We start from the raw sequence: 14,789 nt of genomic DNA, 5'->3' as shown, positions 1-14,789 counted from the left end.
TTAAAGATAGTAAAATAGATGGTTATTACTCTTTAAAAGTTGATAAGAAAGATATAACTGACGCATATGAGCTTAAGACGTATGCATTTTTAGCTGATGATAGGGTTGAATGTGTTTAGGAGTTAATTATGACTAAAGCTGAATTTATAGAAAAATACAAAGGAAATCAATTAAATATAGGAAATTATAATATTGAGTTAAATTTAATTACAGATGCATCATTTGTAATGGGGTGTGTCCATGATGATGGAGTCTGGAAAATATTTAAAACTACAGAAAGAACAGGTCACTATATTATTAAAGAACTAAGCAATGAAGATGCCGCATTTGATTACTTTTATGAACTAGTACTAATACAACATAATACAGCAACTCAAAGTTATTGAAATATAAGAACTCCAATTACTAAAAAATAACAGTGATTGGAGTTCTTATATTAACAATATTATTATCGAATAAAACACAAAATAATTGATTTAATGCATTTCATCCCATAAAACATGCATTTCGTCAGGATTTGTTGAAAAAATCATAAAGAATATATACTATAAGGGTAAATACTCATTTACTATATCAATTACAATTTAGCTGTATTAATTATATGCAATTAATAAAAATTAGGAGGAATAAATTATGTCTAGTATAACAAAGCGTGTTGAAGACATAGATGAAAAAGTAATAGAATTAAAGCCTATGTCTCCCAAAATGAGTTATTCTGATGACGAAAAATTGACTGTAAATAATACTAATAATTGGACTATAGATAACATTAATAATGAAATTCATAAACTAAGCCAAGAAATTCTACAATTAGAAGATGATTTATACGTGACCAAAAAAATAGTAGAACAGACAGTAACAGCATATAAAGAAATTATAACTTCAAAGAATATAGTTAATAGTAATGATAAAAATCAATCAGATAATATTATTAATGAGTATGAGAACAAATTAAATGAATTAAATAGGAATCTAAATGAAAGCTTCATAACCATATGGGAAATCTATCAAGAAATATATTCATAATTAAATTTTAATACATCATATAAATCATTATTGGTTATTAAGATGTAGCAATAATTAAAAAAATTTGATAAAATGAAGGAGAAGAGTATGAATAATATAAGTGTAAATATGGAAGGTTTAGGAGATAAAATATCTAATATACAAAATATCTCTAACAGAGTTAGTGGTGTTGGTAATAAGTTAGCATCTATAAGAACTGGTTTAGATAGTGATGTTAAATATAGGCAAAATATAGATGGGAAACTTCGAAATCTATGTAGGGAGATAAATAATCTAGAGAAAAGTATAAACAGAACATCAGAATTTATCAACCAAGCTATAACAGCATATGCAGATGTTGAAAAAAAACTTATGGATAGTTTTAACGAAATAAATGAAGAACCAAAAGCTGATATAATTGATTTAACAGATAAAATTGAAGAATATTATTTAAGTTTAAGTAATAAAATTGCTGATATTTTTGGGGTAATTCAATCTACTATAAAATCGAGTATAGCGCATTTAATAGACTTTTTTGATAAAGACAGTGATGAAGTCATAACTAATAAACAGCCAAAACAAGAAGACGTGTTGATTTCCATGCCAAAACTTGAAGGTATTCTAACTTATGATAATAACAAATATAATGAATATGTAAAGCTTATGCAGCAAAGGTTAAATGAATTAGGTTATAGAGACTCAAGGGGAAAACCATTAGCTGAAGATGGTTATTTTGGAGATAGAACGTTAGAAGCAATAACTAAATTCAAAGAAAATAATAAGTTATGGAATTTTGGAGAATATGAAGGAAAAGTTGGAGAAACAACATGGGAATATTTATTTGTCAAAGCAGAACCCATAGTAGTTAATAAACCAGAAGAAGAAAAAGTGAAAGATAAAGTGCAAGATAAAGTGCAAGATAAAGTACAAGAAAAACCTAAAGTTGAAAACAGTACAAGAAAATATGGTAATCCTAGTTATGATGAGATTGTAAACTATATAGAACAGTACTGTGATGAAATAGGACTTCCAAAAGATATTGGGCTTGCAATAGCATGGACAGAAAGTAGAATGACTCAATATGAAGGGGATAACTTAGCTAATGCAAATGAAAATAAGAATAAAAATGGTAAAGTCACATCTACTGACTGGGGAATAATGCAGCTTAATGATAAATCTTGGAGTGATAAATATGATTTTGAACATATTAGAAATGATTGGGAGTACAATGTAAGATGTGGTCTAGATGTTGCTCTCAATAGATATAATGAAGCAGTAAAACGTAATGAATCCAATATTCCAAGAGCAACATATTCGGGATATAATACATGGAGTAATATTGACAGATATAGGACAGAAAAAGACCAAAGGGATATTAATTTTTATACGTATTATAAAACAAAACCTTGGGAATCTATGATTACCAACGAACAACACAATATAGATGATAATCATCATAATCAACAAGAAACTAAAATTAACACCAACTCCAATTATAATATGGTTGATACTACTTCATGGAATGCAGTAAAACCGAAATATACTTATAATTCAGGACCAAGAACACCTGAAGCATATAATAAATTGATAGATCAATTCAATGTAGAGTCTAATCCAAGGTATGTACCTAGAGGTGGTGCTACATATTGTAATATCTATGCTTGGGATATCTCTATAGCAATGGGTGTAGAATTACCTAGATTTGTAGAGATAAATCAAAAAGGGAATTTAGAAGATGCTACAGGAAAAGCTATAGGACGTAATTTGAAGAAAGGATATATCTTATATCAAGATGAAAAGAATGCTACAGCTACAGAGCTAAATGCTAATAGATTAGCCATTTGGTTAGATGCTCAAGGAGAAAACTATGGATGGAAAGAGATAACACCTGAAGAAGCTCAAAAAAGAGCTAATGAGGGATATACGACTATTTCATGTATTGATGAATCTCCTAGTATAGGACACGTACAAGTTGTTCGTCCTACACCTGACGGTAGCGATTATAATTCTGAAAAAGGAGTTTATCTAGCTCAAGCAGGAGGAAGTTCCTCAATAAGTAATGGTCTTTATTTTAAAGATAAATACGAGAGTGAGAAATATTATAATAGGTATAAATTTTATACCCATGATTAGATTTCTGAAAGGAGAGTAAAATGAAAAAGCAATATGTTGGGCTTATTAGTTGCATAGTTTTGGTTGTAATAATTGGAGCTATAGTGTATTTTTCAACAGAAAATAAAGGAGTAAATGGTACAGGGATAGAAGATTCTGATATATCTTTAGAGCAAAATAAGACTAATAACAATGATAATAAGAAGGATGAAGAAGAATCGGCTGATGAAAAGGTTGATTATAGCAGAATATTAATAGGTATGTGGCATGCAAGTAATCAATTAGGAGATGGATATAATGACATGTACACATTCAATGAAGATGGTACTTTTCGATTTCAGTATAGTCAATATGACAAAGATAGGGAAATTGTAGACTATTCTGGTAAATGGGTTATTTTTAATGATAACTTTCTTACTCTAACAATAGATACAAAACACATTTTAGATACAGAAGTACCATCTGGTGAAAACGAACAACAAGATAATAGAAAAGTTAAGGAAATCGTATTAGTCACTCCAGAAGAACTAAATTATTCTTTGAATGATTTAGAAGAGACAGAAGAATCAAGATTCCCTTTAACTATTAAAATTAATGGTATCAGCTATTGGAAATTAAGCGTACAACAATATAATGACAATATAAATGCCAGTGAAATAGAAAAGTTTACTAATGAAAAAATTAATGAATTCAATGAAGCAGCTTCAAAAGCAGAAAAGACGCCTACACATGAAAATATTATAAAAGCTCATATTATAGGTAAAGTTTTTGATAGTCTTGATATAGAAGAATCTGATAGAAAATGGATAGATGAGAAAAGACAATTTTTAGAAGACAACATAAGTAGTTTTTCTGTGATTTATTCAGGTGTTTCATCTGATAATATTCTGTTTATAGCTATAGTTCAACCACAAATGTCAAACAACTTTGATTTGGCTGATTTAGTTAATGATATAACTGGTACTAAAAATGAAATGGAAATATTAAGTAATATCATGACAATAGAACCTGATGGTTTTTATGCAATTGACTTATACGCAGAAGATTTATTAGGAACTAAGGAGATGATTGAAACTGATAGCCTAAAATTAAAATTTGATGATGAGTATGAATCATTTATAAATAAGGATAAAAAAGAAATTAATGCTTATTTAGAGGTGTATGATAGAAAGATTAAAACTGATTTAACATTAAGTGATAAGTCCTGGAATTTATTCCTATTTAACAATAAATATTTGGATCCGGATGAAATAAATATCCAAGTAAATGGAGAATTAGTTAAGTTAACAAAATAAAAATAAATATTAATATTAAGGTAGAATCATATATTAAGGATTCTACCTTATATATTAGTCAGCACAAAATAATTAAAAGGAAAAGGAATAACCAATCCTACGCTTAAAAGGATATTGGCTATTCCTTTAATACATATTTATAACTATATCAGATAGCCCATTAAAGAATTAAATTAATATGCCTTACCCCAATAAACCATTTTTTTAGCTGGTTTACCGCAGCAAATACACACATCCGAAATTTCTTCCTGTTCAAATGGGATACATCTAGATGTAGCACCTGTTTCTTCTTTTATCTTTTCTTCACAGGCAGTATCACCACACCACATTGCTTTTACAAAACCTGGATTATTGTTCATTATATCCGATAATTCATCCATAGTTGTTGCAGTGTAGGTATGTTTATCTCTATGGATTCTTGCTTTTTCAAGCATACTTTTTTGTACATCTTCTAAAAGCTCAGTTACTTTTGTTTCTAGTTCATCAAGAGATACAAAATATTTCTCTCTAGTATCTCTTCTTACAATTACAGCCTGATTTTTCTCTATATCTTTAGGTCCTAATTCGACTCTTAGAGGAATACCTTTCATTTCATGTTCACTAAATTTCCATCCAGGACTCTTATCAGAATCATCAATCTTAACTCTAGCAAATTTGCTAAGAGCTTCCTTCACTTCATTAGCTTTATCAAGTACCCCTTCTTTTTTCTGCATGATAGGTATGATAATAACTTGTGTTGGAGCAATCATTGGTGGAAGAATCAATCCGTTATCATCTCCATGAACCATTATTATACCACCAAGTAATCTTGTTGACACTCCCCATGATGTTTGATGAACATGAGATAATTTGTTGTCCCTATCTGTATAAGTAATATCAAAAGCCTTAGCGAATCCATCACCAAAATTATGAGATGTACCAGATTGAAGAGCTTTTCCATCGTGCATTAAACTTTCAATAGTATAAGTTGCTTTTGCTCCTGCAAATTTCTCTTTATCTGTTTTTTGCCCTTTGATCATTGGTATAGCAAGAACATCTTCACAGAATTTTGCATATAGATTAAGAATATTAATTGTCTCTTCCATTGCCTCATCAGCTGTAGCATGAGCTGTATGACCTTCCTGCCATAAGAATTCTAATGAACGTAGGAATGGTCTTGTAGTCTTTTCCCATCTAACTACAGAACACCATTGATTGTATAACTTAGGTAAATCCCTATAGGATTGAATCTCATTAGAATAATGTTCACAGAATAATGTTTCTGAAGTTGGTCTTACACATAATCTTTCAGTCAATTTTTCTGTTCCTCCATGTGTAACCCAAGCTACTTCTGGAGCAAAACCTTCTACATGGTCCTTTTCTTTTTCAAGTAAACTCTCTGGTATGAACATTGGCATATAAACATTCTCATGTCCAGTCGCCTTGAATCTGTCATCTAATTGTCTTTGAAGTAATTCCCATATGGCATAACCATAAGGCTTTATAACCATACATCCTCTAACACTTGAATAATCAACTAGCTCAGCTTTTTTAACTACATCAGTATACCATTTAGCAAAATCTTCATCCATTGATGTAATTGCTTCTACAAACTTATCTTTCTTAGCCATAGTTTCACTCTCCTTCTATATCTATATATTAAAAAAACTCCATCCCAAAAGGGACGAAGTTATATTCGTGGTACCACCCTAGTTAATAATCAAAAAATACAATTATTATCTCGTGACCTTATAACGTAAGGTAACCGCTGCATTTTCATACAGAATTCCAAGATAGGTTCAATATTGGTCTCATAGAAGTTTCCCAGCTATAACTCCCTCTCTGAAATGATACATCAATATCTACTAGTTCTCTTCAACATCAAATATCTATAATTAAATTTTAATTACTATTTATTATATGATTCTAATGTAGAATATCATTTTTGTCAAGGCGTGTAATTTTTATATTTCTATATAAATTATAATCTATAGTTATGTTAATTAAAAGAAAAAGTGTTTTGTGATTATACTTACGATTATTTGGAAGCAAAATAGTATATGTATATGTGAAGTAGTGAGGCAGGACGCCGAACCCAGCTTTTTGTTCAGGACGAACAAGTAGCTGGCGAAACATATACATATACTATTTTGCAAAAGCCAAGTCAGAACAAAATACTTTTTCTGACTTACTTGCAATATTACTACTATTCTTTAATAACATCTTTAACCTTTTTAATCAAATAATATATTAAAACTATAATCCATACAGTAACAAAAGGTATAAAAGCTGACAAGAAAATGTTGCTGACACTGAATTCAATACTACCAATAAATTTAATATCAATAAAATTGATACTTGAACAGTACCCTAAAGTTCCCATAAAAATACCTAGTGAAACTGAATATATAATAGCATTTCTTATTAACTTATCTTTATCCATTTTAAACACTATATAGGCAACAATCAAAGCAAAAATGATAATTGCTAAATATCTAATATACATATTATTCTCAAAAGTCAAATCAATATTAATATATTTACTCAATGCTTCTTGAAGTTTATCATTAAATTCCATTGTAAGACCTATCATATAAAAGAAACTGTAAGCAATCATATTAGGTAACATAAGTATTATAGCAATAATTATCAATATACCATGCTTACTATAGTTACCAAATCCCATTATAAGAGCTACTAATATGATAATAATTCCTATTAATCCCATTATTCTATAAGTATTCTTAAAAGCGTTAATTCCACCATTTTTAGAATCACTTTTATAATTAAGCTTTATAAAAAGTTGAATCAATAAACTTAAAATAAAAGTAGTAAACAGATTACTAAAAGTAGCAAAATTAATTGGTATACCTTCTACTAGATTTCCTTTTGTAATCAAGGAAATAAAAAATTGTAACAAAGCAAATATCAAGGAACTTATTACATAAACAATAACATTAGATGAATCAATATTTCCTTTTCTATTAATTTGCTTATTAGCTAACCAAAAAGCTATAACAGGTATAAAAATAAAAATTAGTATTCCAAATTTAATAGTACCTACAGTGTTAAATAATGAAAAGTTGAATATCATGACAGTTATTCTTACTATACTAGTTGCTGTAGCTCCTTTGTCGCCACCTAAATTACCGGACATAAGATTATTGAAATCTTCAAAAAAGGAGATATTAAAAATTATTGATATCACTAAAGAAAAACCTAAAGTAATTAAAAAAGCTATTAATGCAGACCTGACTCCATCAAGCAAAACACTATCTGATTTATTATTATCCATACTTTCCACCTCTCACTATGATAAAACTATATAGATACAATTTTACTTTATCATAAATGTGAAGTCAATATATACAGGTATATTTATTTAGTAGCGTCCGTAATTTTGAATGGCATACATGACAGCTCGCATACTGGTCAATAAACTTCCATTGTTGATGGAACCTGCAGTTAATAAGTTTAGACCTTTACATTCTTTTGCCATTATACAATCTCTTTTCACCTCTTCAATTATCTTATTTTCATCGTTACTCATGAATGTAAATGGAGCTAAACAACCATTGATTCTTGTTCGGGGCATATATTTTCTTATCTCATCAACTAGTACCGTTGGACCAAAATTACATCCAGTAAGATTTAATTTACTCAAAATAGGTAGTAAATGTGCCATTTCTGAGTCTGAATGCTGAAAGCGTTTATCCTTTTCATTAGGTGACCAATAATTAAAAACTCTTTTTAAAACTGGATAGCCAAAAAGTTCATACATTTCTGGAGTAAGTAAAGAACAATTATCATCAGCAAAAGAAAACCCATGAGGAGCTTCTCCAGGACCATAACCAGCTTCTTCATCCATGACTTTACCCATTTTAATGATTACATCACTAATAGTTTCACTAAACTTTTTTGCTAGATCTGGTATATCATAGATCAGATAAATCAGGTTAATATCCCCATAAATAGACATAGCTAAAGTAACTGGACCTCTAACATGGCGTAATAACTTGGGCTTTTTACCATAGGTCTCAAAAATTCTTTTCTTTTCACTCTCCCAATCAGGAGGTAACATGAATTCTCTTATATCCATCTTGTCTACTTTATCAAGAACTTTTTCCAGTTCTTGAGGTGTGGTGCAAGAACCATGAAGCCAAATACTATTATTATTATCCTCATAACGACCACCAAAAACTTCACCAATTTGCTTTATCTTAGGAAAGGTTTCATCTTTAGTGGGAAACTCTTCCTTTAACAACCTTTTTCCTACAATTTTTTCAGCTTTATCATTATATCGTTTGTTTAATTCTATTCTGAATTCTCTTGGTGTGTATCCCCAGGGATTGCCTTCTTCACCTAACTCAGCAAAAACACATTCATCACTCATTCTAATACCTAATGCGACTTGTGGAGAATCTGCATTAAAGCAATTATCCTTATGAGCTGACTCATCATCCTTCCAAAACATTTCTAAATCAACAGGTAGCATAATTATAACCTCCAATTTGTAATATTTGATAATTAAATTATAGGGATATTTACATAATTGAACAATGTAGTATATAATAGAATTTGTAATATCTTATTATAAAGTGAGGTGTCTTATGGAATCAGTTGATTACAATATTTTAAAAAATATTATGCCTGAATTGAAGTATAGTGTTCGTAGAGTGTGTACTCCAAGTTGGTCATTTAGAGGACCATTTTATAGGCATAATTTTATTTTAATCTATGAGGGTAGAGCGCATTTTGAGAAAAATAACAAAGAAGTATATGAAGGAAGTAAAGGGGATTTAATATATTTTCCTCCTTGTTCAGATAGATATGCGTATACTTATAAAGATGATTTGATGAAGTGTTATGCAATAGGATTTCAATATACATGCCCCAAATTCAATGATGAGTCTAATGAATGGGAGTTAAAGACTACACCTTTACCATTTGATTTAGGTCAAAAGATTAACGATGAATATTTTTTTGGTGCAATAAAAAAGACAATGAGTGAATTAAACAGCCTCTGGCTTTCAAGTAAACCTTTTAAAGAATTAAAAATGAAAGCCTATTTCATGGAATTAATGAATTATCTTATATCTTGGAAGACACAAGAAGGAGTAAACTATTATAATATAAAAAAAGTGGATACGATTATAGACTATATGTGTAAACATTATAAAGAAAAGATTACACTAGAGGAGTTAGCTTCAATGGTTAACATAAGTGTATCTTATCTAGGAAATATATTTAAAGAAGTAACCCAAAAATCACCTATAGATTATTTGATGGATATACGATTAACCAGAGCCAAACAATTAATAGATGATGGGTATAAAATATCAGAATGTGCTAAAAAAACAGGTTTCAGTGATATTTATTATTTTAGTAAATATTTTAAGAAACACGAGGGTATGACCCCCACAATGTATGCAAAAAGAATATAAGATTCATCTTTTCAAATCTAGAATATTGTGCTTTAGTAAAAACTGATATTAAACCAATGTACTGGGTAAGTAAATGGTCCTTGTTATATATACAGTTTTTATATATAATAAGATTTAATACGAATATAGTGATAATAATAAAAGATGGAGAAAATTAAAATGAAAAAATATATAATTATATTGATATTAGTCACAATAGGAATAGCTTTTTTTTGGTATAACGGTACATATAAGATTAACGAGGATGAAATAGACAAGAATATAACTCAATTCGTAAATAGGAAAAATGATAATGACTCATTAAAAATCAATATTGAAGAATCAGTGGATATTGGTTATAGAAGAATTGTTTGTTTTACAACGGATAATGGATTATTAGGAGAAGCTTTCTTAAAGAAGGGTATTAATAAAAGGTTCAAGATAGAGTGGACAGGTTATGGTAATAATATATACCGACATAAAGTTATAAAGATTGGGAATAAGAAATATTTTACTGTTATAGGTAGAAATTATGATTTGCAGATTGCAAAAATAATTGGAAATTTCAAGGATAAGACTTATGAATTAGAGGTTCCACAGCAAGAATATTTTATAATTTATTGTGAAGTAGAGAATAACTTTAGTGAACATCCTGCAATAAGACTTTTTGATAGTAATAATAATGATATTACAGATGATATTTATGAAGCTTATAGTTTGGATTAATATTCTTGTGATAGAGTTGGTATTTTATGGTAGTTAATGATTCATGATTTCAATAGCTGTCATTTAGGAGGTTTATTTATGTATATTCATGAAGCAAAATTAAAAGTAAGATATGTTGAAACAGACCAGATGGGGGTAGTACATCATTCAAAATATTACCCTTGGTTCGAGATGGCAAGAGGGGAATATATAACTAAAATAGGAATGACTTATGGAGGAATGGAAGAAGAAGGTATCATGATGCCTGTATTAGAATCATGGTGTAAATATATAGATGGCGCCAAATATGAGGATGAACTTATTATAAAGGTCTGGATAGAAGAAATGAATCCAGTCAAAATGGTTTTCAATTACCATGTGGTAAGAGAGGAAGATAATAAGATTATTGCAAAGGGCAGTACCAAGCATACTTTTGTAGACAAGAACTTCAAGATAGTCAACATAAAAAAGGTCAAGCCTGAAATGTGGGAGAAATTAGAAAAGATTTATTAAATTGGATATATTTTGGAAATAAATCTAATAAACATTTTTGTTATCATTAGGTTAATCCACAATAATTAAACTGTGTGGAATAATACTTGTATTAGCAAAAGAGAGTTAGGTAATTTCCAATGAAGAATAATAAATTATATTTGATGCTCATTATTATATTAGTAGTTATAGGATATCTCCTAATAAACTATCCTACAACAGTAGGTTTGGCTGATAACTCTGATTTTTATAGAGTCATACAGCCTGAAGGTTTATCTAGCTATGAAAATAATAAATTTTTTTATGCTCAACAAGATTTTGCATATGTAAAAGAATTCAGTAATGTATTAGATAATATGAAGTTTATAATTAAACCCAATATCAAGAATATAAGTGGGTATGAATCTACACATACGTTGCTAATTAAATGTGCTCAACTAATTAATGGATTCGTCAAATATTATAAATATGGAAAAATCATAGATTTTGATATAAGGGCTTTATCTATACTGTATTTAGTAATATTCAGTTTAGCTATAGTTTTATTTGTGAGAAGTTTTCCTGTGAAAAATATAATTTTAAAAAGTATCCTTTTCCTGCTCACTATATTTATCTATTTTGATAAAGGGTACTTGGTATATTTTAATTCATTTTATGGGGAGCCTTTAATACTTGTATCTATATTATTATATATTGGGAGCTTACTGCTGATTATTTATAATAATGAAGATAGAATTCTATTATATATTGTTAATCTTGTTTCAGGTTGTATCTTTATAGGTGCTAAAGTAGCTAATATACCTCTAGGTCTTATAATGATTATTTTCTCTGGGTTCCTATTCTATTATAAAAAAGATAATAAAATCAGATTAGTCATAATTATAGGTAGTTTGTGCATGTTAATCACTTCAATCTATTATTATGTGTCTGTGCCTCAGTGGATGTGTGATGTAAATAGATACCATTCGCTTTTTTATGGTGTTCTAAAAGACTCAGAAGAACCAGAGGAAGACTTGAAATATCTTGGCATAGATGAAGAATATCTAACCCTGCAAAATACCAATGGATATATGGATCACAAGGGTTATGATATGTATAGCGAAGATTTCAAAGAAGAAGTATATGAAAAAGCAACTCCACTAAAAATAACCTTTTATTACCTAACTCACTTAAATAGATTATTGGAAAAAACTAAATTATCTGCTGCTTCAAGTGCTGTATTAAGACCGCCGTACTTAGGTAATTATACTAAGAATGATTATAATGAGGCACTGAAATTTGATGAACGCTTCAGTTTATGGGAACGAATAAGAAAGTTAACCTATGATTTTGCTCTCTGGATAATAATTCTTATATTCTTGAGTTTTATAATAACAAGTCTAGTTTCATTAATAAAAAGTAAGAAAACAATGGATATCAGCCAGTTTAGACTTTTGATGCTATTTAGAATCATGATATTAATATTTTCAGGCAGCCAGTTCATTCTACCTGTTATAGGTAATGGAGAAGCTGACCTTATTAAACATATGTTTCTGTTCAATGTATTATTGGATATGATGATAATATTTATTTTTGTGGACTTATGTAAACTAATAGAGATAGGGGAAATTAAGATAGTTGTTGGAATTATCAGCACTCTAATATGCATCATAGTATTAATAATATCAATAAATATCAGTTATAAAAACAATAGGGTTGTTTTTGGACAATATAAAAATAAGGATATTGTTTGGGAGGTTCTTGAAGAAACAGATGAATACTACTTTGTAGCTTCTAAGGATATAATTGATTGTAGATATTTTGATGAAGATAATTCTAACCTATGGATGGATTCTGATATTAGAAAATGGCTTAATAAAGAAACTGATAATGGTTTTTTATCAGGATTCACTAATGAGCAAATAGATAAAATTAAGGAAATACCTTTAAAAACGATTCTATCACCAGATAAAAGTTCGTTGATTCAGACAGGAGAACAACCACACTATTGGTATTGTATACCAGCTTACGTAATCCAAAATGCTGACATAGCCTATGGAAATGTGAATAGGGAAAAGGTATTCATGTTAAGTGTGGAAGATTTTGACAAGTATGTAATAAATAAAAGGAAAGGTAACAGTTACTGGCTTAGAACACCATATACTAATCCTAGATTTGTTAGAGTAGTTGGTCAAGATGGATTTGTATATCATAAAGAGGCTGTAATAACTGATATAGGGGTTGTGCCTTGTATGTATATACAAAAATGAATAGTTTTGTTATAATATGTAGCAATATAAAAATATTGATAATTGATATATTAAAGTGTATACTAGTATTGGTTAAATATTGAAAAATATTTCAGCCATAGGGAGTATTTATATGTTTAAGGAGTGGTTATAAGTGGAGCTTGCAGTTGTTATACCTGTCTATAATGAAGCTCAGGCGATATGTAAGAATTTTGCTGTCATCTATGACACATTTTTACAAGATGATATTTCATGCCAATATATCATAGTTGATGATGGATCGTCAGATACGTCGTGGCTTGAAATAAGTAAGTTACAAAAAGAATACAGTAATGTATCAGCCATTAGATTTGCCAGAAATTTTGGTAAAGAGATGGCTATTTGTGCTGGTTTGGATAATATAGATGCAGAGAGATATCTTATTATGGATTCTGATTTGCAACATCCGCCAAAATGTGTAAAGGACATGCTTTTACTTATGGATAGGTCACAGGTAAATATTGTTGATGGAGTTAAGCAACAAAGAGGAAAAGAAAATTTTCTTTATAGATTCTTTGCAAAAGGATTCTATAAGATATTAAAGAATACTACAGGTCTTGACCTTAATGATTCTTCGGATTTTAAATTGATTGACCGTAGTGTAGTAGATACAATCAGACAGTTTAGAGAGAGCAATCTATTCTTTAGAGGGTTAATTGACTGGGTTGGTTTTGAAAGAACTAATTATTTCTTTACAGTGGAAGAGAGAGTGGAAGGAGAGTCAAGTTTTTCTCTTTTTAGACTAATGAAATTAGCTTTTAATGCTATACTTTCTCACACAAGCAAACCTTTGTACCTAACTTTTTTTGGTGGTGCTATTTTTCTATTGTTTGCTGTAATTTTAGGTATTCAAACCTTAGTTAATTATTTTTCAGGTAATGCTGTCAGTGGATTTTCAACAGTCATATTACTGATACTTTTTACTGGATCTGTGATTATGTTGTCATTAGGGATGATAGGAGTATATATATCACGTATTTACGATGAAGTAAAAGGTAGACCTAGATATATTGTATCTCAAAACCTTAGCAGAGGTATTAAGAAGGACAGGAAAATCATATGATAAAAAGACTAATTGATTATATAAAAGAAATAATGCATAATGAACAATTTCAGAAGATTTTCAGGTATGTATTTATTGGTGGCTTGACTACTTTTGTCAGCTTTGGAGTGTTCTGGCTTCTAGCCTATCCAGTTAAAATGAACCCTAATATAGCAAATATAATATCAGTTATATGTGCAGTTATATTTGCTTATGTTACCAACAAGATATTTGTTTTTAGGAGCAAATGCCGTACTACCAAGGAACTTGTAATTGAAGCGTTTAGTTTCTTTTCATCTAGGGGTATAACTATGTTAATTGAGATAGGTGGAGTATTTGTACTTACATCATTGAGAATAGAAGCTATGATATCAAAAATAATCATAAGCGTATTAGTACTTATACTTAATTACCTGTTTTCACAGTTTTTGGTATTCAGAACATGATTTCAAATAAGGGAGATAAATAA

13 protein-coding genes and 1 other annotated feature are annotated in these 14,789 nt (G+C 29.3%); of the genes, 10 read left to right on the top strand and 3 right to left on the bottom strand.

The annotated features are described in order from the left end of the window. The first annotated feature begins 128 nt into the window (after nt 1-128). The 4 genes from HYG85_RS09305 (at nt 129) to HYG85_RS09290 (ending at nt 4,412) form a co-directional block, all read left to right on the top strand. Nucleotides 129-386, top strand: coding sequence for a hypothetical protein (locus tag HYG85_RS09305; protein WP_212693229.1), 258 nt, complete (start codon nt 129-131; stop codon nt 384-386). A 247-nt stretch (nt 387-633) separates the two neighbouring features. Next, a complete protein-coding gene (locus tag HYG85_RS09300; protein ID WP_212693228.1) occupies nt 634-1,026 on the top strand; it encodes an immunoglobulin domain-containing family protein in 393 nt (130 codons plus the stop codon). Nucleotides 1,027-1,113: 87 nt separating this feature from the next. After that, the gene (locus HYG85_RS09295; RefSeq protein ID WP_212693227.1) at nt 1,114-3,138 is read left to right on the top strand and encodes a peptidoglycan-binding protein; all 2,025 of its coding nucleotides are present in this window, start codon (nt 1,114-1,116) and stop codon (nt 3,136-3,138) included. A gap of 20 nt (nt 3,139-3,158) precedes the next feature. Then, nucleotides 3,159-4,412, top strand: a complete 1,254-nt coding sequence (locus HYG85_RS09290) for a hypothetical protein (RefSeq protein ID WP_212693226.1) — start codon at nt 3,159-3,161, stop codon at nt 4,410-4,412. 173 nt (nt 4,413-4,585) lie between these two features. On the opposite strand, the gene proS is transcribed toward HYG85_RS09290, so the two are convergent. From proS to HYG85_RS09275, 3 genes are all read right to left on the bottom strand, one after another. Next, a complete protein-coding gene (gene proS / locus HYG85_RS09285; RefSeq protein WP_212693225.1) occupies nt 4,586-6,022 on the bottom strand; it encodes a proline--tRNA ligase in 1,437 nt (478 codons plus the stop codon). A gap of 46 nt (nt 6,023-6,068) precedes the next feature. Then, nucleotides 6,069-6,279, bottom strand: a binding site (T-box leader). A gap of 318 nt (nt 6,280-6,597) precedes the next feature. Beyond that, nucleotides 6,598-7,686, bottom strand: coding sequence for a hypothetical protein (locus tag HYG85_RS09280; RefSeq protein ID WP_212693224.1), 1,089 nt, complete (start codon nt 7,684-7,686; stop codon nt 6,598-6,600). Between the two features lie 87 nt (nt 7,687-7,773). Then, the gene (locus HYG85_RS09275; protein ID WP_212693223.1) at nt 7,774-8,886 is read right to left on the bottom strand and encodes a uroporphyrinogen decarboxylase family protein; all 1,113 of its coding nucleotides are present in this window, start codon (nt 8,884-8,886) and stop codon (nt 7,774-7,776) included. 115 nt (nt 8,887-9,001) lie between these two features. On the opposite strand from HYG85_RS09275, the gene HYG85_RS09270 reads away from it, so the two are divergent. The 6 genes from HYG85_RS09270 to HYG85_RS09245 all read left to right on the top strand — a co-directional run bounded on the left by HYG85_RS09270 (nt 9,002) and on the right by HYG85_RS09245 (nt 14,766). After that, nucleotides 9,002-9,835 (top strand): AraC family transcriptional regulator, encoded by an 834-nt coding sequence (locus HYG85_RS09270; protein WP_212693222.1) that lies wholly within the window; start codon nt 9,002-9,004, stop codon nt 9,833-9,835. A 159-nt stretch (nt 9,836-9,994) separates the two neighbouring features. Then, the gene (locus HYG85_RS09265) at nt 9,995-10,540 is read left to right on the top strand and encodes a hypothetical protein (protein ID WP_212693221.1); all 546 of its coding nucleotides are present in this window, start codon (nt 9,995-9,997) and stop codon (nt 10,538-10,540) included. A 78-nt stretch (nt 10,541-10,618) separates the two neighbouring features. Beyond that, complete coding sequence (locus HYG85_RS09260) at nt 10,619-11,032, top strand: acyl-CoA thioesterase (protein ID WP_212693220.1); 414 nt, start codon at nt 10,619-10,621, stop codon at nt 11,030-11,032. Between the two features lie 119 nt (nt 11,033-11,151). Then, complete coding sequence (wsfD, locus tag HYG85_RS09255; protein WP_212693219.1) at nt 11,152-13,260, top strand: glycan biosynthesis hexose transferase WsfD; 2,109 nt, start codon at nt 11,152-11,154, stop codon at nt 13,258-13,260. A gap of 133 nt (nt 13,261-13,393) precedes the next feature. Continuing rightward, on the top strand, nt 13,394-14,341 hold the full coding sequence (locus HYG85_RS09250) for a glycosyltransferase family 2 protein (RefSeq protein ID WP_212693218.1): 948 nt from the start codon (nt 13,394-13,396) through the stop codon (nt 14,339-14,341). Beyond that, nucleotides 14,338-14,766, top strand: a complete 429-nt coding sequence (locus HYG85_RS09245; protein ID WP_212693217.1) for a GtrA family protein — start codon at nt 14,338-14,340, stop codon at nt 14,764-14,766. Before HYG85_RS09250 ends, HYG85_RS09245 begins: the two co-directional genes overlap by 4 nt. The last annotated feature ends 23 nt before the right edge of the window (nt 14,767-14,789 follow it).

Source organism: Vallitalea guaymasensis, assembly GCF_018141425.1.
Taxonomy (GTDB): Bacteria; Bacillota; Clostridia; order Lachnospirales; family Vallitaleaceae; genus Vallitalea; species Vallitalea guaymasensis.
Note: the sequence above shows the minus strand (reverse complement) of the source record. Positions and strands in the feature narration are given on the sequence as shown.